The following is a 22700-nucleotide window of genomic DNA, read 5'->3' as shown; positions in this document are numbered from 1 at the left end:
TCGCAGGGAGGGAGCGATGTGCCCTGCGCCTCACACCCGGAAAAATCCCCTTTTCCTTAAGATCCCGGAGGCCATCATGGCTGCTCCCAAGGTGCTTATTTCCGACGCCCTCTCCGACGCGGCCGTGCAGATCTTCCGCGATCGCGGCATCGACGTCGACTTCATTCCCGACCTCGGCAAGGACAAGGAGGCCTTCGCGGCCATCGTCGGACACTACGACGGTCTTGCCATCCGCTCAGCCTCCAAGGTCACCAGCAAGGTCATCGCCGAGGCGGGCCGCCTCAAGGTGATCGGCCGGGCCGGCATCGGCGTCGACAACGTCGACGTGGCGGCCGCGACCGCGCGCGGCATCATCGTGATGAACACGCCGTTCGGCAATTCCATCACCACCGCCGAGCACGCCATCGCGCTGATGTTCGCGCTGGCCCGGCAGCTGCCCCAGGCCGATGCCTCGACGCAGGCCGGCAAGTGGGAGAAGAACCGCTTCATGGGCGTCGAGCTGACGGCGAAGACCTTGGGCGTCATCGGCTGCGGCAACATCGGCGCCATCGTGGCCGACCGGGCCATCGGCCTCAAGCTCAAGGTCGTGGCCTACGACCCCTACCTGTCGCCCGAGCGCGCCGTCGAAATCGGCGTCGAGAAGGTCGAGCTCGACGCCCTGCTGGCGCGGGCCGACATCATCACGCTCCACGTGCCGATGACGGACAAGACCCGCAACATCCTGTCGGCCGAGGCGCTGGCCAAGACCAAGCGGGGCGTGCGGATCATCAACTGCGCCCGCGGCGGCCTCGTCGACGAGGTCGCCCTGCGTGCCGCCCTCGATTCGGGCCACGTGGCGGGCGCGGCGCTGGACGTGTTCGTCACCGAGCCGGCCAAGGAGAACCCGCTGTTCGGGCACCCGAACGTCATCTGCACGCCGCATCTCGGCGCCTCCACCAACGAGGCGCAGGAGAACGTCGCCCTGCAGGTGGCCGAGCAGATGTCCGACTACCTGCTTCAGGGCGCCATCACCAACGCCATCAACTTTCCCTCCATCTCCGCCGACGAGGCGCCGCGCCTGAAGCCCTTCGTGGCTTTGGCGGAGAAGCTCGGCTCGTTCCTCGGCCAGCTCACCGAGGCGCCGATCAAGGGCATCCGCATCACCTATGAGGGGGCGGTGGCCTCCATGAACACCCGCGCCCTGACTTCGGCGGCGATCACCGGCGTGCTGCGCCCGTTCCTGCAGGACATCAACATGGTCTCGGCCCCCGCACTTGCCCGGGAGCGCGGTATCGTCGTCGACGAGATCAAGCGCGAGGGGGCGGTCACCGACTTCGAATCGGTGATCCGCATCACGGTCGACGCCGAGGACATGCCGCGCGACGCCGCCGGCACGGTGTTCCACGACGGCAAGCCCCGCGTCATCGAGATCCGCTCCATCGCCATCGACGCGGCCTTCGCGCGCCACATGCTCTACGTGCGCAACCATGACAAGCCGGGCTTCATCGGGCGGCTCGGCACGATCCTGGGCGAGGCCAACGTCAACGTCGGCACGTTCAACCTCGGCCGCGAGGAAGAGGGCGGCAGCGCCATCTGCCTGTGCGCCGTGGATGCGCCGGTCTCCGAGGCGGTGCTGAAGCAGATCGACGCGATCCCGCAGGTGCGCCGGGTGCGGGCGGTGAGTTTCTAGACGACCTAAGGCGGGGCGCCCGGTGATCTCGGGCGCCCCGCAAGAAGCTGGCCTCCCCAAGGCGTTCTGACGTAAAGGCTCGGCCACCCGCCCGGCCCCTCCCCTCTCGGACGCAACCCGCCATGAAGATCGACGGCCAGCCCTACCGCACCATCTTCCCCGATGCCGACGGCGTCTCCGTGCAGGTCATCGACCAGACCCGCCTGCCCTTCGCGTTCGAGCTGAAGCGCTTGCGCTCCATGCACGAGGCGGGCACCGCCATCCGCACCATGGTTGTGCGCGGCGCCCCCCTCATCGGCGTCGCGGCGGCCTACGGCCTGGCGCTCGGTTTGGCCGAGGATTCGTCCGATGCCGGCATTGAGCGGGCGGTGGAGTTTTTGGCCGACACCCGTCCCACGGCGATCAACCTGCGCTGGGCCCTGGACCGGGTCGCGGCCAAGCTGCGTGCGGTGCCGATCCCCGAGCGCGCGGCCTTCGCCTTCGCCGAGGCCGGGCGCATCGCCGACGAGGACGTGGAGAGCTGCCACGCCATCGGCGTGCACGGTGCAAAGATCCTGGCCGATCGGCATGCCGAGACCGGCCGGACCGTCAACGTGCTGACCCATTGCAACGCCGGCTGGCTCGCCACCGTCGATTGGGGCACGGCGCTGGCGCCCATCTACGTCGCCCACGATGCCGGCGTGCCGGTCCACGTCTTCGTGGACGAGACCCGGCCGCGCAACCAGGGCGCGGCGCTCACCGCCTTCGAGCTCAACGCCCACGGCGTGCCGCACACGGTGATCAGTGACAATGCCGGCGGCCACCTCATGCAGCACGGCCGCATCGACCTCTGCATCGTCGGCTCCGACCGCACCACGGCCTCGGGCGACGTCTGCAACAAGATCGGCACCTACCTCAAGGCCCTGGCGGCGTCCGACAACCGGGTGCCGTTCTACGCCGCCCTGCCGTTCTCGACCATCGACTGGACCCTCGACGACGGCGTCGCGCAGATTCCCATCGAGGAGCGCGACGGCCGCGAGGTCTCGCACCTTACCGGCCGCCTGCCCGACGGCGCCTTCGCCACCATCGAGGTCGTCTCGCCCGGCTCTCCCGTCGCCAACCCGGCCTTCGACGTGACCCCGGCCCGGCTGGTGACGGGCATCATCACCGAGCGCGGCGTCGCCACGGCGAGCGCGGATGGGTTGCTGTCGCTGTACCCGGAGCGGCGGGCGGCGGCGTAGGAAAGCTTGCGTACTTACTGGATCAGTTTGCAGTTTCGGTCTGATGCGCAAGCGTCAGGCCGAGGAACACGACGATCGCACGATCGAGCCGGATGCTATCCGCGACATCGAGCGAGCCGAGCTTTCGTCCAAGCTTCGATTCCGGAACGGTCGTAACTTTATCGACCATCAGGCGGGATATGGCGCGGAGTCCATTGCGATCGTTGGGCGTCACCAAAAGACGCATCAGTGGTGCGTCGATCGCGTCCGTGGTCAGAGCGCAAATGGTGATGGAGTCAGTCGCGTCGAAACGATCGTCCTGGATAATAACGACGGGTCGCGGCTTTCCGGCGTAATTCTTACCGCCCGATACGGTCCAGATCTCACCGCGCTTCACGCATCATCCCGGCGTGATACCGCGTCGATGAAGTCCTGATCATCGTCGGACTGAGCACTCGCCGCAACGGCGGCGGACTGCCGATGGGCTTCGGCGGCGAAGGACGCCGCATTCGGATCTGGGACCCAGATGCGCACGGGCCGTAAGCCCTGACCGCGCAACCGGTCATGGCGCTCCCGGATCGTCTCCGTGGGACGTTCAGTCTTCGACGGAGCGCTCAAGATCGATCTCCTTCGGTAAGACCTGAATGTGCGATGTCTCGTCCTGAATGCCAAGGCGCGCGCTGAGATACGGTACGGGCCGGTCGATCAGTGCGCCCGCTCCCACTGCCAGAACACCGACCCGGTGAATTCGAAAACCTTCGTGCCGTGCTGGTTCACGGCCTCGTTGTGGTGGGTGGCGACGCCCCAGCCCGGACGCGAGGTCGACTGGCGCTTCTCGGTGAGCGCGCAGGTGTAGCGCAGGGTGTCGCCGGCATAGACCGGGGCGAGCCAGCGCATGTCGCGAAACCCCGGCGACGGCCCGAGCTGCGGCACGGCGCCCGAGGCCGCGGTGAGCGCGATGTCGCGCGCGCGGGTGATGTGAAGCCGCTTCATCCACACGGCCGCCGTGTGCCAGCCCGACGCGCACAGCGCCCCGAAATGGCTCTTTCGCGCGGCCTCCGCGTCGAGGTGGAAACTCTGGGGATCGTAGGCCCGGGCGAAGGCGGTGATGCCCTCGGGGGTGAAGACGTGGCGGCCGAGGTCGCGCGGGGCGCCGATGACCGCATCCTTCAGGAACAGCAGGAGTTCGGCGTCGCTACCCTCGGTGATCGGCACGGGATCGCTGAGTTCGACGGCGCGGGGCGGCAGCGGCGCCGCGTCCCGGCGCGGGAACATCACCGAGAAGGCCTGGGTCATCACCGCCTCGTCGCGGCCGTTGAGCAGGGTCATGGCGAAGCGGACGAAACCGCGATCGGGCTTCGTGTTCGAGACCCGGCAACTCTCGACCTTCACGGAGATGCGGAGCGTGTCGTCGGGCACCACCGGGCGCAGCCAGCGCAGCTGCATCACCCCGGGCGAACCCATGGAGGTGGCGCCTCGAAAGACATGCTGCTGCAGGAGCCGCATGCCGAAGCCGGCGCTCTGCCAGCCCGAGCCGATGAGGTGGCCGACGAAGGTCGCCTCCGCCGCCGCCTCGTCGAGGTGGAACGGCTGCGGATCGAATTCCTTCGCGAAGGCGACGAGCTCGTCGCGCGTCACGGTGATCGGCCCGCCCTCGATGACGGTGGCGGGGGTGAAATCCTCGAAGGCGATGCCGGTCATGGGCGCACTCAGTTGGCGAAGCGGAAGTGCAGCACGTCGCCGTCCTGGACCACGTACTCCTTGCCCTCGAGCCGGAACTTGCCGGCCTCCTTGGCGCCGCTCTCGCCCTTGAGCGCGGTGTAGTCGGCGAACGCGATGGTCTCGGCGCGGATGAAGCCTTTTTCGAAATCCGTGTGGATCACGCCGGCGGCGGCGGGCGCCCGGGTGCCCTTCTCGATCGTCCAGGCACGGGCCTCCTTCGGGCCCACCGTGAAGTAGGTGATGAGGCCGAGAAGCTCGTATCCGGCGCGGATGACGCGGTTGAGACCGGGTTCGGCTAAACCCACGGCCTCGAGGAAATCGCCCTGGTCGGCCGGGGGCATCACCGCGATCTCGCTCTCGATCTTGGCCGAGACCACCACGGCCTTGGCGCCCTCGGCCTTCGCCTGCGCCATCACGGCCTCGGAATAGGCGTTGCCCTTGTCGGCGTCGCCCTCGTCGACGTTGCAGACGTAGAGGACGGGCTTGGCGGTCATCAGGCCCAGCGTCTGGAACAGGGCCTCCTCCTCGGGCTTGCGCGGGACGAGGCGGGCCGGCTTGCCCTCGCGCAGGAGCGGCAGGGCACGGTTGACGAGGTCGAGGGCTTCCTTGGCCTCCTTGTCGGCGCCCTTGGCCTTCTTCTCCAGGGCGAAGAGGCGCTTCTCCAGGCTGTCGAGGTCGGCGAGCATCAGCTCGGTCTCGATGGTCTCGATGTCGGCCTTCGGATCGACCTTGCCCTCGACATGGGTCACGTCGCCGTCGGTGAAGCACCGCACCACGTGGGCGATGGCATCGACCTCGCGGATGTTGGCGAGGAACTGGTTGCCCAGACCCTCGCCCTTCGAGGCGCCGCGCACGAGGCCGGCGATGTCCACGAAGGTCAGTCGCGTCGGGATGATCTCCTTCGAGGCGGCGATCTTCGCAAGATCGTCGAGGCGCGCATCCGGCACCGCCACCTCGCCGACATTCGGCTCGATGGTGCAGAACGGATAGTTCGCCGCCTGCGCCGCCGCCGTCTGCGTCAGCGCGTTGAAGAGGGTCGACTTGCCGACGTTCGGCAGGCCGACGATGCCGCATTTGAAGCCCATGGTGTCAGTCCTAATGCTCGGTCATGACGGCCTCGGGGCCGACGGTGAAAGGGTTGAGTATGGTCGTGCCGCGGACCGTCCTGCCGTGCTGGTAATCCTCCGACAGGAGATAGCGGCATCCGGCTCGGATCGCGGCGGCGAGGATCACGCAGTCCCACCATTGGAAGGCGGTCTCCTTCCGGATCGTCCACGCCTGCGCGATGAGTTCGAGATCGGTGGTGCCATGCGAGAAGGGCTGTAGCGCGGCAATCACCCGCCGCATCTCCGCCTCGTCCACGCCGACCTTGCCCCGCAGGATCGCGTTGTGGAATTCGCCGAGGATCTGCGGACTGACGATCAGGGCCTCGCGATGCGCCAGGGCCGCGAGCCAATGCGCCGCCGCCTTCTGCTTGTCGGGGTAACGATCGTCGCGGGCGTAGAGAAGCACGTTCGTATCGACGAAAACTCGTTCAGTCGTCATCGTACAGCTGCGCCGTGGTCGGAGCCTTCCCGTTCTCATCCAGGACGTGAAGCGGCGGCCCGGAGAGGAAGATGTCGAGGGCCTCGCGCTGTGTGAGTGGCCGGCCCACCCGCTGTTCCACCGCCTCGGCGACGAATTTCGACAGGCTCTTGCCGTCCCGCGCGGCCGCGACTCGCGCCCGCTGCAACAGCGCCTCGCTCATGGTCACGGTCACGTTCTTCATCGCGGCCTCCGGGTTGTCTTAGATATCGTGTTCCCGTGTTTTCGTGTCAATTCTCAGGGCTCGTCTCAGGCCTTGCCCGAGCCGGCCCGCTCGCCGACGCCCTTGACGTCGTCCCAGCCCCGGTCCGCCATGGCGAGGTGGACCTTGTTCTGGAAGCTCGCATCCTCGCCGGCCGCCAGGAGGGCGATGTGGTTGGCGATGGCGCGGTCGAGGTCCTCGACCCAAGCGCCCTCGTCCTTGCCGAAATCGTTGAGCACGTAGGCGTGGACCAGGGCCTTGTCGCCGGGATGCCCGATGCCGAGGCGGACCCGGCGATAGTCGTTGCCGCACTGCGCCGTGATCGAGCGCAGGCCGTTATGCCCGGCATTGCCGCCCCCGAGCTTCACCCGGAGCTTGGCCGGTGCGAGGTCGAGTTCGTCGTGCAGTACGATCACGTCGGCGAGGGCGATCTTGCAGAAGCGCTGCGCCTCCGAGACGGAGCGGCCGGATTCGTTCATGAAGGTCTGGGGCTTCAGGAGGATCGCCCGCTCGAGGCCCAGCGCCACTTCGGCGATCTCGCCCTGGAACTTCTTCCGCCAAGGCCCGGCGCGGTGGACGCGCGCGATCTCGTCGACGGCCAGGAAGCCGATGTTGTGGCGGTTGCGGGCGTAGCGGGAGCCCGGATTGCCGAGGCCGACGATCAGGCGCATGGCGCGAACATTCCTGCCAGAAGACGGGCCTGGAAACAGGAATGCCCCGGCTTGGCGGCCGGGGCATTCTCAAGGACGTGAAACCTGGGAAGACCCCCGATCTCAGTCCTCCTTCTTCTCGTCCTCGGACGCCTCGGCGGCCTCCTCGATCTTCTCGTCGGCGGCCTCGGCCGACTGGGCCTCGGCGATGGCGGCCTCCTCGGCCTCCACCTCGGCGCCGAGCACCGTCGGCGGCACGATGTTGGCGACGGTGGCATCCGGCTCGCCGGTGAAGGTGGCGCCCGCGGGCAGCTTCACGTCGGTGATGTGGATGATGTCGCCGATCTCGCGGCCGGTGAGGTCGATCTCGATGGCCTCCGGGATCGCGTCGGGGGCGACTTCGAGGGCCAGGGTGTGAAGCACGATGTTGAGGGTGCCGCCGCGCTGCTTGATGCCGGGGGCCGCCTCGTCGTGGATGAAGTGCACCGGCACCTCGACGGTGATGGACTGGCCGGCGACGACGCGCAGGAAGTCGACATGCAGCGGCACGCCGTTGACCGGGTCGAGCTGGAAGTCGCGCGGGATCGCGCGGGTCTTCTTGCCGCCGGCGTTGATCTCGAACAGCGTGGTCTTGAAACCACCGGCGTAGATCAGGGTGCGGGTGCGGATGAGGTCGATGGCGATGGCCTGCGGGGCCTGGCCGCCGCCGTAGATGACGGCGGGAACTTGGCCCTGGCGACGAACGGCCCGGGCGGCCCCCTTGCCGACCCGGTCGCGTGCCACGGCCTCAAGCGTCTTGACTGCGCTCATGGCGTGATCCTTCAAAGATTAAAACAAGCCGGGGAACGAGGAAAGGCCGCCCGAAACGGACGGCCACACCGAACCCCGATTCGCGCCCGTGCCTCCAAGGGTGTCTGGCGGGCGCGGATTGCCTATAGCGTGCGGTCTCCGCGCGATCAAGGACCCGCAACGCTCGCCGCCGGATCGACGGGGAAAGCAGGGAGCCGACGCGTCGAGCATCGTCCCTATTGCTTCTCCAACACCGCCATCAGGGTGAGCGAGATACTCGGCCGCGATCCCGGCCGATTCATGCCCGATCCCCATCGGGCCAGGCCGAAGACCGGGCGGGCGCCGACCATGTCACCCCATGGCGCCTCGCCGTGTTCAGGGCTGTCGATGGCATCCTGGCGCGAGGGTCTGGGCGGCGCCTCCAACCGCACCATCCGACCCACAGTGGGGACGGGCCTACTTGCCCCCCACCGCCATGGCGCGGCGGGACTCGGCCTGCCCGCTGACCTCGCCGAAGTAGCGGCTCGAATCGCCGAGCTGGACCGAGGGCTGGCAATTGGGCGTGCACGAGTACGACTCGCGCTCCAGGCCGCGCTGCACCGTCACGACGGCGGCCTGGGGCGCCTGAACCCGGATGGTCGATTCCGCCAGCATGTTGCCGCCCCGGTCGAGGGCGATGAGGTTGGTCGAGCCGAAGCTCTTGCCCGTGAGGATGAGGACGCCGTTCTTCTGCAGGGACACGTCGGCGATGATCGGATTGCCGACGATGACCGTCTGGGTGCTCTCGGGCAGGCGGATGACCTTGGCGTTATCCACCGTCACGGCGACGACGGTGGGGGGCTGCTCCTGAGCCCGTCCCGGCGCGACGCCTCCGCAGAGGATGAACGCGGCGAGGAGTAGCCCCGCGGCTCGGTCGGCGTTCCGGGAAGATGCGTTCCGCTCGTCCATGGGAATTACTCGTGCCTGTGGACCCGCGCGGGCTGGGACGACGGTCGGCCGCCGTCGACGTCATCCGAACCCAAGCACGGCAATGGTAAACAGCGGCCTAAGTGTCTCTTGCAAAGCTCCCGCCGGGCCGTGGCGCTCGAGGCGAGACCCGGCGATGGTCAGGCGTTTCGCGAGGCACTTCAGACGCGTTTCCCTCACGCTGGTCACGCGATCGCGCCGCGATGCGGATGTCGGCTTCGCTCTGGCGCCGCGCGGATCTGCCGGCGGCGTGAACCGGCCCGGAATCCGAGACGCGGAGTCGAGGGCAGGCATCGGCGAAAGACGAGCACGGCCCCGGGCATGACGTCCCGGCCCCAATTCATGAGCCCGCGACGGGCTGGTCTTCATGCCGTTTTTACCATGCCGAAAACGGAGCCGATGACCCGGGGTTTCAGCATCGCATTTAACTGAATTGCAACGCGGACCGGGCAATCTCTCCCATGTCGCCGGACGAAACGTGACGATCTTCGACGGCACCCGAATTCCACCGGTCGAACAAGGATCCTACGTCATGACGAACCTCTTCAAGCGTTTTGCCTCCGACGAGTCCGGCGCCACCGCCATCGAGTACGGCCTGATCGCGGCCCTCATCGCCGTGGCGATCATCGCGTCCCTGAACTCGCTGTCGACGAACATCAAGGGCACCTTCACCAAGATCACCAACGCTCTTCCGCAATAATAACAACTCGAGTTCACTGGGCTGCAACGCTTTCAGGCGTTGCGGACCCCGAGTTCTTCGAACGTTTCTTGAAATGCGGAACCAAAGGGGACGCGCATGTTGCATCGCGTCTCCTTTCATTTGGAGATTCCGCCGTGGGTGCCCTGAGCGTTCTGATCGTCTTCCCGTTCCTGATGGTCTACGCCGCCGTCAACGACCTGCTGACGATGCTGATCCCGAACCGGATCACCCTCGCCCTCACGGTCGGTTTCGCCGTTCTCGCCGCGAGCTTCGGCTTCGGCTGGACCGAGATCGCGTCGCATGCCGGGGCCGGTGCCCTCGTTCTGGCCGTCACCTTCACCCTGTTCGCCCTCGGACATATCGGTGGCGGCGATGCCAAGCTCGCCGCGGGCACCGCCCTGTGGATCGGGTTCGACCACCTCCTCGACTACCTCACCCTCGCGGCCCTGGCCGGCGGCTTCCTCACCCTGGCGATCCTGGCCCTGCGCTCGCAGCCCCTGCCGGTGTTTGTCGGGCCGTCCCTGTCCCGGGTGCCGTTCCTGCTGCACCTCCACGACAACCGCACGGGCGTTCCCTACGGCATCGCCCTCGCCTTCGCGGCGGTGATGGTCCTGCCCGAGACGGCGATCTGGGCGCGGGCGCTCGGCCTCTGAGACGGCCTCCGTTCGCTCGAAGCGGCGGCCGTTTCGGCCAAGCCCCCACGGCGCTTGAGCGAAGCCCAGATCCGCCATCCCGAGGGGATCAATCGAATCTGGTCTGAGTCCGGATTCGCCCGGCGCCCCTGCCTGGGCCAAGGGGCGGACGATAGGACGGAGCGGGGCGCGGACCCTGCAATTCGTCACAAAGCCTTAACCCTAATTTGAGGAATCCGGCGGCATGCTGATCGGGCGCGGCACTTGGCCGTCCCACAGGTTCATCCCCGGCAATGAAACCCGCCCGCCTTGCCGTCCTCGCCATCGCCCTGGTTACCGGCGGCCTCGCCGCCTTCCTGATGAGCGGCGACGACAAACCCCCGGCTCCCGTCATGACGGCGGCCCCGCCGCCGCCGCCGGTCCTGCCGACCACGGATGTCCTCGTGGCCGCCGCGGAGCTGCCCATGGGGCAGAGCCTCCAGGTGGCGGACCTGCGCTGGCAGCCCTGGCCCGATCAGGCGATCACCCCCGGCTACATCACCCGGACCAATCAGCCCAAGGGCCTGGAGGATATCACCGGCTCCATCGCCCGGTCGGGCTTCCTCGCCGGAGAGCCGATCCGGCCGCAGAAGCTCGCGCGTCCGGACGGGGGCTTCATGGCCGCGATCCTTCCCGCCGGCATGCGCGCCGTGGCCATCGTCACCGACACGCGCGGATCGAGTTCCGCCGGCGGCTTCATCCTGCCCAACGACCACGTCGATCTCATCCGGACCTACCGCGACGAGGAGGCCATGCAGGCGGGCGGCACCGAGACCCAGGTCTCGGAGACGATCCTCACGGATATCCGCGTGCTCGCCGTCGGTCAGATCGTGCAGGAGAAGAACGGCAGCAACGTCGTCACCGGCGAGACCGCGACCCTGGCCCTCACCCCGGCGCAGGCCGAGATCGTGACCCTGGCCCAGAAGGTCGGCCAGCTCTCCCTGTCCCTGCGCAGCCTCGCCGATGCCGGGCGCACCCCGGACGCGGCGCCCGAGATCCGGGCCGATGCGGGCGTCACGGTGGTTCGTTTCGGCGTCTCCAAGCAACAGTCGCGGCGCTGATGGCTCCGGCGAACGCGATGACAGGGGTTTCAACCATGACCATCCGATCCCGGAGCGGCACCCGACACCTGCGCGCCCTCCTGGGCCTGGGCGCATGCCTCCTCGCCGGTCCCGTCGCGGCCCGGCCCCTGGCCGAACTCGCCCCCGCGCCGGTGCTCGCCGTCGGCTCGAACGAAGCGGCGACCTCGCGCAAGATCGAACTGACCATGGGTCGCTCCATCGTCATCGACCTGCCGCGCGACGCCAAGGAGGTCTTCGTCGCCAACCCGAAGGTCGCCAACGCCGTCGTGCGATCGACCCGCAAGGTCTTCGTCATCGGCATGGAGGACGGGGCGACCTCGATCTTCATCATGGACGGCGAGGGCCGCCAGATCACCGCCCTCGACGTCACCGTGGCGCGCGACCTCCAGCTCGGCGCCCTGCGCCAGATCCTGACCCAGAGCATCGCGGGCGCCCGGTTCGACATCCGCACGGCCGGCAGCTCGATCATCCTGTCGGGCAGCGTCAACTCGGCGGCGGAAGCGTCGCAGGCCATCGACATCGCCAACGCCTTCGTCGGCCAGTCCGGCTCCGCCGGGGCGGGCAGCGCGGCGGCGGGTGCTGCCGCCGGCAGCACCCCGACCCGGGGCACGGTGATCAACAACATCACCATCCGGGGCCGCGATCAGGTGATGCTGCGCGTCACCGTGGTCGAGGTCGCCCGCACGGTGCTGAAGCAGTTCGGCATCAACATCAGCGGCAACTGGTCGGGCCTGAACCTCGTCAACACGGCGCCTCTGGCCCTCAATGGCGGCTCGTTCCCAAGCGGAAACGCCCTGACCGGCACCGTCAATGGGACGGGCGGTGCCAGTCTGTCGGCGACGCTCAAGGCATTCGAGCAGGCGGGCGTTTCCCGCGTGCTCGCCGAACCCACCCTCACGGCGATTTCCGGTGAGTCGGCGAAGTTCACTGCGGGTGGCCAGATTCCGGTGCCATCGACCCTCGCCTGCGTGCAAGGCAGTGGCACGACCCAGATCTGTACCCCCTCCATCGCGTTCAAGCCCTACGGCGTCAGCTTGACGTTCACGCCCGTGGTCCTGGCCGAGAACCGGATCTCGATCCGCGTCGGCACCGACGTGACCGAGGTCGACCAGCAGAATTCCATCAATATCAGCCAGGGCAATTCCAACATTGCTGTGCCGGGCTTCACCGTGCGCACCTCGGAGACCACCGTCGAGCTCGCCTCCGGCGCCAGCATGATGACCGCCGGCCTGATCCAGCAGCGCAACAAGGCCACCATCTCGGGCCTGCCGGGGCTCGTCAACCTGCCGATCATCGGCGCCCTGTTCCGGTCGCGCGACTACCAGCGCCAGGAGACCGAGCTGATGATCATGGTCACCCCCTACATCGCCAAGCCGATGGAGGCGCGCCAGCCGGCGCGGCCCGACGACGGCTTCGTCGACGCCCAGGACGCGCAGGGCATCCTGCTCGGCCGCCTCAACCGCCTCTACGGGGTCGCGGGCGCCAGCCCGCTGGGCCCGGCCTATCGCGGTCGCGTCGGCTTCATCACCGACTGAACCGCCCGACCCGTCACAGACCCGGCCCCCGTTCCGCCAGGACCCCTTCCATGCTCCCGTCCCCCTCGCCGAAGATCCTGGCGCCCAAGATCCTCTCGCCCAGGACCCTGGCCGCGCTCGCCGCCCTGACGGCGCTCCTCGGCGCGTGCCAGACCCGCGCCCCGGCGACGACGGGCTCGCTCTATCCCATCGACTACCGGGCCCGGCACCCCATCGCCCTCACGGACGCCTCGCGCAGCCTCGACGTCTTCGTCACCGGCACCGGTCATATCGACCCGCGCCAGGCCGCCGACATCGACGCGTTCCTCCTCGAGTTCCGCCGCTACGGCCGTGGCACCCTGGTCCTCGACATGCCGCGCGGCGTGGCCCCGGCCGTGGGCGCCGCCGTCGAGCGCACCGGCGCGGCGATCCGCCGGATGGGCGCGGAGAGTGGCGTTGGGCCGGGCCAGTTCGTGGTGACGAACTACCTCGCGACGAGCCCGAACCTGGTCGCCCCCCTGCGCCTGAGCTTCCAACGCATGGAGGCCAAGGTCGCGAGCCAGTGCGGGCTGTGGCCGCAGGATCTCGGCGTCGGCGACGCCGCCTTCAGTGGGCGCAACGAGCCCCACTGGAACCTCGGCTGCGCCACGCAGACGAACATCGCCGCCCAGGTCGCCGATCCCATCGACCTCGTTCGCGGCCGTCCCGAGGGCCGGATCGACACCATCCGGCGCACGAAGAACATCGAGAAAGTGCGCAACGGAAATGATCCGTCAATTCCCTGGCGCCAGGATGGCAAGGCCGACGTGAAATCACAGCTCTCCCAGTAGGATTTCTCCGGGCGTGTGCCCCTCCCGGGGCACTCTCCGGGGAAGTTGCGCCGGGGATCGGCGCCCCGAACGAAGACCGCGAGCCCCAGAGCCCCCTCGGGGGCAACTTCAACCGGAACGAGAGCCATGGTCGACCCGAACCAGACACCCGAGCGCCTCATCGCCCCGGTGCCGCGGATCACGATCCAGGCCTTCTGCGAGACCCAGGACACGGCGGCCGTGATCGAGGCCGCGAGCTCCGACCGGCGCATGCAGAAGGCGCACGTGAAGGTGCAGATGGGCGGTGGGGCCGCCGCCGTCGAGGCGTATCGCCACGCGCCGACCCCGAACGTCATCGTCATCGAGACGCAAGGGGCGAAATCGCGCCCCATCGAGTGCCTCGATTCCCTGGCGGAGGTCTGCGACGCCGGCACCAAGGTCATCGTCATCGGCCACATCAACGACGTGATGCTCTACCGGCAGTTCATCCAGCGCGGGGTGAGCGAGTACCTCATGGCGCCCGTCGATTCCATCGCGCTGATCCAGGCGGTGTCGGACCTGTTCACCGCCCCGGGCGCCAAGCCCGTCGGCCGCACCATCGCGGTGGTGGGCGCCAAGGGCGGCGTCGGGGCCTCCACCCTCGCCCACAACCTCGCCTGGACCATCGCCCGGGAGCAGGACACCGCGACCGTCATCGCCGACCTCGACATCGCCTTCGGCACCGCGAGCCTGAACTTCAACCAGGACCCGCCCCAGGGCATCGCCGAGGCGGTGTTCGCGCCCGAGCGCCTCGACGCCAACCTCCTCGACCGCCTCCTGTCGAAGTGCAGCGACAACCTCAGCCTGCTCGCCGCGCCCGCGACCCTTGACCGGACCATCGACCTGTCCGAACCCGCCCTCGACGCCGTCATCGACCTCCTGCGCGGCACGGTCCCGTGCGTCGTCCTCGACGTGCCCCATGTCTGGTCCGCCTGGACGAAGCGCCTCCTCGTTTCGGCCGACGAGATCCTGATCGTCAGCGCGCCCGAGCTCGCTTCCCTCCGCAACACCAAGAACATGCTGACGATGCTGCAGCAGAACCGGCCCAACGACCGCAAGGCCCGCGTGGTGCTGAACGGCGTCGGCATGGCGAAGCGCCCGGAGATCAGCGTGGCCGAGTTCGGCAAGGCCCTCGACATCACGATCACCGCGAGCCTGCCGTTCGATCCGGCCCTGTTCGGTACGGCGGCGAACAACGGGCAGATGATCGCCGAGGTGCAGGCCGGGGCCAAGGCCACGGACGTGCTCTCGGACATCGCCGCCACCCTCATCGGGCGTCCCGAGACGCGGCGGCCGCGCAACACCCTCCTGGAGCCGCTCCTGTCCCGGCTCCAGCGTCGCAAGGCCTCGTGATGCGCGCGACCCACCCCACCGCAGGAACGCGCCATGTTCGGTAGGCGACAGGGTGCCGCGGCCGTGCAGGTCGCCCCGATGCACCTCGCTCCGCGCCCGGCGACCCCGCAGCCCGTCTTCGAGGAGCCGGCGGCCCGCACGCGCGTCGAGGCGCCGAAACCCGTCCAGCCCGTGGTGGAGGCGGCCAAGTCCGAGGATTACTTCCGCACGAAGAGCATGATCTTCGGCGCGCTGATCGAGGCCATCGACCTGGCGCAGCTCGCCCGCCTCGACGCGGAATCCGCCCGCGAGGAAATCCGCGACATCGTCTCGGAGATCATCGGCCTCAAGAACATCGTCCTGTCCATCAACGAGCAGGAGGACCTGCTCGACGACATCTGCAACGACGTCCTCGGCTACGGCCCCCTCGAGCCGCTGCTGATGCGCGACGACATCGCCGACATCATGGTCAACGGCGCCAACCGGGCCTTCATCGAGGTCGGCGGCAAGATCCAGCTCACGGGCGTGCGGTTCCGCGACAACCAGCAACTCATGAACATCTGCCAGCGCATCGTCAGCCAGGTGGGGCGACGCGTCGACGAGGCCTCGCCGATCTGCGACGCGCGCCTGCCCGACGGATCGCGCGTCAACATCATCGCGCCGCCGCTCGCCATCGACGGCCCGGTGCTGACCATCCGCAAGTTCAAGAAGGACAAGCTCACCCTCGACCAGCTCGTCACCTTCGGGGCGATCTCACCGGAGGGCGCGCGCATCCTGCAGATCATCGGCCGGGTGCGCTGCAACGTCGTCATCTCGGGCGGCACCGGCTCGGGCAAGACCACGCTGCTGAACTGCCTCACTGCCTACATCGACCACGACGAGCGCATCATCACCTGCGAGGACGCGGCCGAACTGCAGCTCCAGCAGGCCCACGTGGTGCGCCTCGAGACCCGGCCGCCCAACATGGAGGGCTCGGGCCAGGTCACCATGCGCGACCTCGTCAAGAACTGCCTGCGCATGCGGCCCGAGCGGATCATCGTCGGCGAGGTCCGCGGCCCGGAGGCGTTCGATCTCCTCCAGGCCATGAACACCGGCCATGACGGCTCCATGGGGACGCTCCACGCCAACTCACCGCGCGAGGCCCTGAGCCGCCTCGAATCGATGATCACCATGGGCGGATTCACCCTGCCGTCGCGCACCCTGCGGGAGATGATCTGCGGCTCCATCGACATCATCGTCCAGGCGACCCGCCTGCGCGACGGCTCGCGGCGCATCACCCACATCACCGAGGTGATGGGGATGGAGGGCGACGTCATCATCACCCAGGACCTGTTCCTCTACGACATCCTCGGCGAGGATCAGAACGGCAAGCTCATCGGGCGCCACCGCTCCACCGGCATCGGCCGCCCGCGCTTCTGGGAGCGGGCGCGCTACTACGGCGAGGAGAAGGCCCTGGCCGCGGCCCTCGACGCCGCCGCCGTCCTGGAGGAGCGCGACCTGTGACCGCCCCGTCCCCGCCCGTGCAGGGCGCGCCATGAGCGCCAACCTGCCGCTGGCCGCCGGACTCGCGGCCCTCGCCGCCGGCGCCGTCGCCTGGGTCGTGCTCACGCCGCTCCTGACCGGCGAGAAGCGCGTGAGCCAGCGCCGCAAGGCTGTCAGCGTCGCCACGTCGTCGGGCCATGCGCGCGCCGTGACCACCAGCCGCCGCGAGCAGGTGGCCAAGAGCCTCAAGGAGATCGAGGCGAAGAAGGCCGGCACCCGCGTCAGCCTGGAACTCAAGATCGCCCGCGCCGGCCTGAGCTGGACCAGGGAGAAGTACTACGTCGTCTCCGGCCTGCTGGCCTTCCTCGCCGGCGCCGTGATCTACCTCGGGACGAGCAGCGTCCCGGCGGGGATCGCGGCCGTGTTCGCCGGCGGCCTCGGCCTGCCGATGTGGTTCCTCGCCTATATGCGCAAACGCCGTGTGGCGCGCTTCATCACCGAGTTGCCCACCGCCATCGACATCATCACCCGCGGCGTGCGCGCCGGGATCCCGGTGGGCGACTGCTTCCGCATCATCTCGCGCGAGGCCGAGGAGCCGATCCGCTCCGAGTTCCGGATCGTGGTCGAGTCCCAGACCCTCGGCCTGTCGATCGGCGAAGCGCTGGTGACGATGCACGAGCGGGTGCCGGTCTCCGACGTGAATTTCTTCGCCATCGTCATCGGCATCCAGGCGAAATCCGGCGGCAACCTGTCGGAGGCCCTCTCCAACCTCTCCCGCGTCCTGCGCGAGCGCAAGAAGATGGCCGGCAAGATCCAGGCGATGAGCATGGAGGCCAAGGCGTCGGGCGCCATCATCGCGGCCCTGCCCTTCGTCGTCGCGACCCTGACCTACGTCGCCAGCCCCGACTACATCTCGCTCCTGTGGACCACGGATCTCGGCAAGCTCGGCCTCGTCGCCTCGGCGATCTGGATGTCCATCGGAATCTTCACCATGAAGAAGATGATCAGCTTCGACTTCTGAGACGGCCGCCGCTCGATCGGAGCGGCGGCTGGATCGGACAAGCCCCGCGCGGCGTCCGAGCGAAGCCCAGATCCGCCATCCCGACGGGATCGACCGGGTTTGGTACGTGACGCGCGCGACTTTTCGAAAGCCCGCCATGCTGGACACCATCGCCACCAAGTTCACCGACCCGCGGTTCCTCGGCATGGCGCTCAGCGGCATCGCGGCGGCGGCCACCGCGTTCGCCCTGCTCCAGCCGCTCCTCGAGCCGGACCGACTCGGCCGGCGCATGAAGATGGTCGGCGAGGAGCGCGAGGAACTGCGTCAGCGCGAGCGCGAGCGCCTGTCGAACAGCGCCGCCAAGGCGACCCTGCGGGTGGCGCCGAAAGCCTACATGAAGCGCGTGGTGGAGCAGTTCAACCTGAGCCGCTGGCTCGGCACCGAGACGGCGCGCCAGCAGCTGCTCATGGCCGGCTACCGCTCGCCCGGTGCCGAGACCGGGTTCCTGTTCTTCCGCATGGTGAGCCCCATCGCCATGCTGGCGGCGGCGATCCTGTATCTCTTCGTCCTCAAGGTGATCGACCAGCCCGTGGCGATCCGCGCCATGATGGTGATCGCGGCCGTGCTTCTCGGGATCAAGGCGCCCGAACTCTACCTCCTTAACGCCACCAAGAAGCGCCAGACCGAGATCCGCAAGGCCTGGCCCGACGCCCTCGATCTCAGCCTGATCTGCGTCGAATCCGGCATGTCGGTCGAGCACGCCTTCCGGCGGGTGAGCACGGAGATCGCGACCCAGTCCATCGTGCTCGCCGAGGAACTGGCGGTGATGACGGCCGAGCTGTCGTTCCTGCCCGACCGGCGCCTCGCCTTCGAAAATCTGGCCACCCGCACGGGCCTCGACCCGGTGAAGGCGGTGACCACCGCCCTGATCCAGGCCGAGCGCTACGGCACGCCCGTCGGCCAGGCCCTGCGGGTGCTCTCCCAGGAGAGCCGCGACACCCGGATGAACGAGGCCGAGAAGAAGGCCGCCGCCCTGCCGCCCAAGCTCACCGTGCCGATGATCCTGTTCTTCCTGCCGGTGCTGTTCGTCGTGATCCTCACCCCGGCGATGATCCAGGTGTTCAAGTAGTCAGAGCCCGGTCTCGGCGATGTGCAGGGCGACGAGGTCGTCGAACGAGGTGTCGCCGGAAAAGCCCAGGGCCAGGGCGCGCTCGGTGGCGAAAGCCTCGGGCCAGGTCTCCACGATGGCGCGGATCGCCGTATCGGGCTCGCGCCGGATCAGCGCGACGGCGCGGTCCCCGGCAGCCCGGCGCAGGGCCTCGATCGCTTCCGCCACGGTGACGGACAGGCCCGGCATCGTCAGGTTGCGGCTTGTGCCCAAGGCCGAAAGATCGATCCGCGCGGCGTGCAGCAGGAAATTCGTGGCCGCGCGCGGGCTCGCGAACCAGTGCCGCACGGTGTCGGGCACCGGCAGGACCGCCTCCTTGCCAGCCAGCGGCTCGCGGATAATGCCGGAGAAGAAGCCCGAGGCCGCGCGGTTGGGCAGCCCCGGTCGGACGCAAATGGTCGGCAGGCGCAGGCCGATGCCGTCGACGATCCCGCGCCGGCTGTAATCCGACAGCAGCAGCTCGCCCATGGCCTTCTGCGTGCCGTAGGAGGTCGCCGGGGTCAGGATCATGTCGTCGGGAATCACGCCCGGCAGGGGCGGACCGAACACGGCGAGCGACGAGGTGAACACCACGCGGGGACGGTAGCCGTCGCCGACGCGCCGGACGGCGTCGAGGAGGAGCCGGGTGCCGTCGAGGTTGACCCGGTAGCCCTTCTCGAGATCGGCCTCGGCCTCGCCCGAGACAATGGCGGCGAGGTGGAAGATCACGTCCGGGCGGCCGGCGACGGCAGCCTCTGCGCCACCCGGGGCCGACAGGTCGAGGCCGGCCCGATGGACCTGCCCGGCGAAGTCCGCCGGTGCTTCGGGGGCGGCGATATCGACGAGGGTCAGGGCGTCGAAGCGACCTTCCGACACCAGGGCGGCGGTGAGGCGGCGGCCGATCATGCCGGCAGCGCCGAGGATCAGGGCGTGCATGGGGCGTTCCTTTCACAATCGCTGGAGGTCAACTGAAATTCGTTCGATCGCTTCAGATCAAGCAGTCGCGCCGCGCTCCCTCTCCTGGAAGGAGAGGGGACCCGTGCTTCCCCTCGTCCTTCAGCGATTTCCAGAAGCGCCGGACTGATCTGACGAAGACTGTGTCAGTCCATCAGCGCGAGGGCGCGAGCAAAAAAGTCCGGGCCGCCGAAATTGCCGGATTTGAGGGCGAGGCGCATGGGCGTCGCCCCACCCGTGGTGAGGAGCACCGGCACGCCGGGGGCGATCTCCGGCCCGAGCAGGAATGCCCGCAGGCCCAACCGGTCGACCACGGCGCCCGAGGTCTCGCCCCCGGCGACGACGAGGCGGCGCACGCCCCGCGCCACCAGGGCCTCGGCGAGGGCGGCGAGCGCCCCCTCGATGGCGTGGCCCACGGCCTCGCCGCCGTGCCGGGCCTGGAGGGCCCGCACGATGGCCGGCTCGGCGCTGCTGGCGATGAGGATGGGACCGGTTCCGATCCGCGCCCCGGCCCAGGCGACGGCGTCCGACACCGCCTCGGGTCCAGCGAGCACCCGTTCGGGATCGAGGCGCAGCACCGGCATCACGGCTTCGGCCGCCGCGATCTGGCCGAGGGTCGCCTGCGAGCAGGAGCCGGCGAGGCAGGCGGCCTGGCCGCCGACGGGGGTGTCCGCGTCCGTGCTCCGCCCGCCGCGCCCGGCCGCCACCAGGGCGCGGGCGAGGCCGAGCCCGAGGCCGGAGGCGCCGACGGAGAGGGGATGGTGCAGCGCCGAGACCCCGAGGGTTTCGAGGTCGGATTCGAACACCGCGTCGGCGATGGCGGCCCCCATGCCGTCGGCCGCGAGCGCCGCGAGGCGGGCCGCCACCGCCGCCGGGCCGGCCGCGACGGTGGGCAGATCGACGAGGCCGACGGGGGCGGCGCTCTGCCGGGCGAGGACCCGGACGAGGTTGGCGTCCCGCATGGGGTTGAGGGGATGGTCCTTGAGCGGGCTCTCGTCGAGGGGCACGCCGCCGACGAAGAGGTGGCCCTGGTAGACCGTGCGGCCCGTCTCCGGGAAGGCGGGGGTCACGAGGGCGATGCGCCCGGCCCTGAGGGCGTCCATCACCGGGCCGATATTGCCGGCTGGCGTCGAATCGAAGGTCGAGCAGATCTTGAACAGGACGTGCCCGGCCCCACGCGCCCGGAGCCAGGTTTCGGCCGCGCGCGAACGGGCCACGGCGTCGGCGGCCGGGATCGAGCGGCTCTTCAGGGCCACCACCACGGCATCGACTTCCGGCAGGGCGAGATCGTCCTCCGGGATGCCGATGGTCTGGACTGTGCGCAGGCCTGCCCGGGTGAGGGTGTTTGCGAGGTCCGAGGCGCCGGTATAGTCGTCGGCGACCGCTCCGAGGGCGAGGCTCATGCGCCGGCTCCCTGGCCGGCGCGGTAGGGGGCGAACCAGCCCAGGCCCGCCTCGGTGCCGGCCGCCGGGTTGTACTCGCATCCGACGAAGCCCGCATAGCCGAGGCGGTCGAGCTCGGCGAACAGGAACGCGTCGTTCATCTCGCCGGTGCCGGGCTCGTTGCGGGCCGGCACGCTCGCGGTCTGGACGTGGCCGACCATCGGCATGAGCGCGCGCAGGTGGGTGGTCACGTCGCCGTGCAGGATCTGGCAATGGTAGAGGTCGAACTGGAGCTTGAGGTTCGGCAGGGCCAGGTCCCGGATGAGGTCGGCGGCGTGGCCGAAATCGGCGAGGAAGTAGCCCGGCATGTTGCGGGCGTTGATGGGCTCCAGCACGAGGTCGAGGTTTTCTCGGGAAAGACGCTCGGCGGTCCAGGCGACGGCGCGGCGGTAGGCGTCCCGCGCCCGCGGATCGCGGGCATCTGCCATCCCGGCCATGAGGTGGAGCCGGGCGACGCCGGTGGCCTTCGCGTAGCGCAGGCCGGTCTCGACGCCCGCCTGCAGCTCCGAAAACCGCTCCGGCAGAACGGCGAGACCGCGCTCGCCGGCGGCCCAATCGCCCGGCGGCAGGTTGAACAGGGCCTGGGTCAGGCCGTGCCGAATGAGCCGCTCGGCGATGGCCTCGGGCGGGTGCTCGTAGGGGAACAGGAACTCGACAGCCGTGAAGCCGGCCTCCGCCGCCGCCGCGAAGCGGTCGAGGAACGGGCGTTCGGTGAACATCAGGGTGAGGTTGGCGGCAAAGCGCGGCATTGGGTGCGGTCTCCTCAAGCCTTCGCAGTCGGCAGGGCGACGCCCGCCACCTGCGCGTAGAGGCGGGCGACCGACGCGTCGTCGTCCCGCCCCATGCCGGAGCCGGACGCCATCAGGAACATCTGCAGGGCGGCCGCCGCCACCGGCACCGGGTATCTTTCGGTTCGGGCCATGTCCTGCACGATGCCGAGATCCTTGACGAAGATGTCGACGGCGCTCTTCGGAGAATAGTCGCCGTCGAGGACGTGCGGCATCCGGTTCTCGAACATCCACGAATTGCCGGCGGACGCCGTGATCACCTCGTAGACCTTCGCGAGGTCGAGGCCCTGCTTGGCCGCAAAGCTCATGGCCTCGCAGGCGGCGGCGATGTGCACGCCGGCGAGCAGCTGGTTGATCATCTTGAACGCCGCGCCCTGCCCGGCCGCGTCCCCGAGTTCGTAGAGCGTGCCCGCCATGGCGTCGAGCGCCGGCCGGGCGGCGGTGAAGGCCGCCGGCGTGCCCGAGGCCAGGAAGGTGAGCGCGCCTTCGGCCGCGCGGGCCGCCCCGCCGCTCATGGGCGCGTCGAGGTAGTGGCGCCCCGTCTCCTCCAGGCGCGCGCCGAGGCGCCGGGCGATGGCCGGGTCCATGGTGGCGGACGACACGAACACGGCTCCGGGCGCCATGGTCTCGGCCGCGCCGCCCGGCCCGAACAGGACGGCCTCGGTCTGAGCGGCGTTGACGACGACGCAGATCACCACGTCGGCGCCCCGCGACGCAGCGGCGGGACTGGCCGCCGCCTCACCGCCCAGGGCGGCGAAGCGCGCCACCGCGTCCGGGTTCACGTCGCAGGCCGCGACGGTGAAGCCGGCCCGGAGGAGCGAACCGGCCATGCCGGCGCCCATGGAGCCGAGGCCGATCACCGCCGCGCGGTTTTTTCCGGGTGTGTTGATGCTCATCGAAGACCTGTCGGCAGGGGAGTCGGAAGAAATGTCGAAGGGGGCGGCGGACGACCGCCCCGG

The 22700-nt window shown here is 69.1% G+C and carries 24 protein-coding genes; 11 read left to right on the top strand and 13 right to left on the bottom strand.

The genetic code is table 11. The annotated features are described in order from the left end of the window. The first annotated feature begins 76 nt into the window (after nucleotides 1-76). Complete coding sequence (gene serA, locus MKK49_RS20245) at nucleotides 77-1669, top strand: phosphoglycerate dehydrogenase (protein ID WP_244031603.1); 1593 nt, start codon at nucleotides 77-79, stop codon at nucleotides 1667-1669. A 122-nt stretch (nucleotides 1670-1791) separates the two neighbouring features. Beyond that, nucleotides 1792-2889, top strand: a complete 1098-nt coding sequence (gene mtnA / locus MKK49_RS20240) for an S-methyl-5-thioribose-1-phosphate isomerase (protein ID WP_244031600.1) — start codon at nucleotides 1792-1794, stop codon at nucleotides 2887-2889. A gap of 22 nt (nucleotides 2890-2911) precedes the next feature. Here the strand turns inward: mtnA and MKK49_RS20235 are convergent, their stop codons facing one another. The 9 genes from MKK49_RS20235 to MKK49_RS20195 form a co-directional block, all read right to left on the bottom strand. Next, nucleotides 2912-3265: a type II toxin-antitoxin system PemK/MazF family toxin gene (locus MKK49_RS20235; RefSeq protein ID WP_244031599.1), complete on the bottom strand. Its 354-nt coding sequence runs from the start codon at nucleotides 3263-3265 to the stop codon at nucleotides 2912-2914. Continuing rightward, on the bottom strand, nucleotides 3262-3486 hold the full coding sequence (locus MKK49_RS20230; protein WP_244031598.1) for an antitoxin MazE-like protein: 225 nt from the start codon (nucleotides 3484-3486) through the stop codon (nucleotides 3262-3264). Before MKK49_RS20230 ends, MKK49_RS20235 begins: the two co-directional genes overlap by 4 nt. Nucleotides 3487-3573: 87 nt before the next feature. Next, a complete protein-coding gene (locus MKK49_RS20225) occupies nucleotides 3574-4569 on the bottom strand; it encodes a MaoC family dehydratase (protein WP_244031597.1) in 996 nt (331 codons plus the stop codon). A gap of 8 nt (nucleotides 4570-4577) precedes the next feature. Then, on the bottom strand, nucleotides 4578-5675 hold the full coding sequence (gene ychF, locus MKK49_RS20220; protein WP_244031596.1) for a redox-regulated ATPase YchF: 1098 nt from the start codon (nucleotides 5673-5675) through the stop codon (nucleotides 4578-4580). A 10-nt stretch (nucleotides 5676-5685) separates the two neighbouring features. Further along, complete coding sequence (locus tag MKK49_RS20215) at nucleotides 5686-6135, bottom strand: PIN domain-containing protein (RefSeq protein WP_279595662.1); 450 nt, start codon at nucleotides 6133-6135, stop codon at nucleotides 5686-5688. Then, nucleotides 6125-6358, bottom strand: a complete 234-nt coding sequence (locus MKK49_RS20210; protein WP_244031593.1) for a hypothetical protein — start codon at nucleotides 6356-6358, stop codon at nucleotides 6125-6127. The genes MKK49_RS20215 and MKK49_RS20210 overlap by 11 nt, the downstream gene beginning before the upstream one ends. A gap of 65 nt (nucleotides 6359-6423) precedes the next feature. Beyond that, entirely contained in the window at nucleotides 6424-7047 is a 624-nt protein-coding gene (gene pth, locus MKK49_RS20205; protein WP_244031592.1) for an aminoacyl-tRNA hydrolase, read from the bottom strand. A gap of 102 nt (nucleotides 7048-7149) precedes the next feature. Then, on the bottom strand, nucleotides 7150-7836 hold the full coding sequence (locus MKK49_RS20200; RefSeq protein WP_244031591.1) for a 50S ribosomal protein L25/general stress protein Ctc: 687 nt from the start codon (nucleotides 7834-7836) through the stop codon (nucleotides 7150-7152). 435 nt (nucleotides 7837-8271) lie between these two features. Continuing rightward, nucleotides 8272-8763: a pilus assembly protein N-terminal domain-containing protein gene (locus MKK49_RS20195; RefSeq protein ID WP_244031590.1), complete on the bottom strand. Its 492-nt coding sequence runs from the start codon at nucleotides 8761-8763 to the stop codon at nucleotides 8272-8274. A 550-nt stretch (nucleotides 8764-9313) separates the two neighbouring features. On the opposite strand from MKK49_RS20195, the gene MKK49_RS20190 reads away from it, so the two are divergent. The 9 genes from MKK49_RS20190 to MKK49_RS20150 all read left to right on the top strand — a co-directional run bounded on the left by MKK49_RS20190 (nucleotide 9314) and on the right by MKK49_RS20150 (nucleotide 18539). Further along, complete coding sequence (locus MKK49_RS20190) at nucleotides 9314-9481, top strand: Flp family type IVb pilin (RefSeq protein ID WP_244031589.1); 168 nt, start codon at nucleotides 9314-9316, stop codon at nucleotides 9479-9481. A 134-nt stretch (nucleotides 9482-9615) separates the two neighbouring features. After that, nucleotides 9616-10134, top strand: coding sequence for a prepilin peptidase (locus MKK49_RS20185; RefSeq protein ID WP_244031588.1), 519 nt, complete (start codon nucleotides 9616-9618; stop codon nucleotides 10132-10134). Nucleotides 10135-10406: 272 nt separating this feature from the next. Further along, the gene (gene cpaB / locus MKK49_RS20180; RefSeq protein WP_244031587.1) at nucleotides 10407-11213 is read left to right on the top strand and encodes a Flp pilus assembly protein CpaB; all 807 of its coding nucleotides are present in this window, start codon (nucleotides 10407-10409) and stop codon (nucleotides 11211-11213) included. A gap of 35 nt (nucleotides 11214-11248) precedes the next feature. Further along, nucleotides 11249-12769, top strand: a complete 1521-nt coding sequence (locus MKK49_RS20175) for a type II and III secretion system protein family protein (protein WP_244031585.1) — start codon at nucleotides 11249-11251, stop codon at nucleotides 12767-12769. Nucleotides 12770-12819: 50 nt separating this feature from the next. Continuing rightward, nucleotides 12820-13578 (top strand): CpaD family pilus assembly protein, encoded by a 759-nt coding sequence (locus tag MKK49_RS20170; RefSeq protein WP_244031584.1) that lies wholly within the window; start codon nucleotides 12820-12822, stop codon nucleotides 13576-13578. A 126-nt stretch (nucleotides 13579-13704) separates the two neighbouring features. Beyond that, nucleotides 13705-14949 carry a CpaE family protein gene (locus MKK49_RS20165; RefSeq protein ID WP_244031582.1) on the top strand — a complete coding sequence of 415 codons (1245 nt, stop codon included), beginning with the start codon at nucleotides 13705-13707 and terminating at the stop codon, nucleotides 14947-14949. 33 nt (nucleotides 14950-14982) lie between these two features. Then, nucleotides 14983-16431 (top strand): CpaF family protein, encoded by a 1449-nt coding sequence (locus tag MKK49_RS20160; RefSeq protein WP_244031580.1) that lies wholly within the window; start codon nucleotides 14983-14985, stop codon nucleotides 16429-16431. 31 nt (nucleotides 16432-16462) lie between these two features. Next, nucleotides 16463-17431: a type II secretion system F family protein gene (locus MKK49_RS20155; RefSeq protein ID WP_244031578.1), complete on the top strand. Its 969-nt coding sequence runs from the start codon at nucleotides 16463-16465 to the stop codon at nucleotides 17429-17431. A 136-nt stretch (nucleotides 17432-17567) separates the two neighbouring features. Then, entirely contained in the window at nucleotides 17568-18539 is a 972-nt protein-coding gene (locus tag MKK49_RS20150; protein WP_244031576.1) for a type II secretion system F family protein, read from the top strand. On the opposite strand, the gene denD is transcribed toward MKK49_RS20150, so the two are convergent. The 4 genes from denD to ltnD all read right to left on the bottom strand — a co-directional run bounded on the left by denD (nucleotide 18540) and on the right by ltnD (nucleotide 22637). After that, nucleotides 18540-19493 (bottom strand): D-erythronate dehydrogenase, encoded by a 954-nt coding sequence (denD, locus tag MKK49_RS20145; protein ID WP_244031575.1) that lies wholly within the window; start codon nucleotides 19491-19493, stop codon nucleotides 18540-18542. Between the two features lie 164 nt (nucleotides 19494-19657). Further along, nucleotides 19658-20914: a 3-oxo-tetronate kinase gene (otnK, locus tag MKK49_RS20140; protein ID WP_244031573.1), complete on the bottom strand. Its 1257-nt coding sequence runs from the start codon at nucleotides 20912-20914 to the stop codon at nucleotides 19658-19660. Beyond that, nucleotides 20911-21702, bottom strand: a complete 792-nt coding sequence (gene otnI / locus MKK49_RS20135; protein ID WP_244031572.1) for a 2-oxo-tetronate isomerase — start codon at nucleotides 21700-21702, stop codon at nucleotides 20911-20913. Before otnI ends, otnK begins: the two co-directional genes overlap by 4 nt. Before the next feature lie 14 nt (nucleotides 21703-21716). Then, nucleotides 21717-22637, bottom strand: coding sequence for an L-threonate dehydrogenase (gene ltnD, locus MKK49_RS20130; RefSeq protein WP_244031570.1), 921 nt, complete (start codon nucleotides 22635-22637; stop codon nucleotides 21717-21719). Nucleotides 22638-22700: the final 63 nt, after the last annotated feature.

The organism is Methylobacterium sp. J-090, from assembly GCF_022829345.1.
Classification (GTDB): Bacteria; Pseudomonadota; Alphaproteobacteria; order Rhizobiales; family Beijerinckiaceae; genus Methylobacterium.
This window is presented reverse-complemented; position numbering and strand designations above follow the sequence as displayed.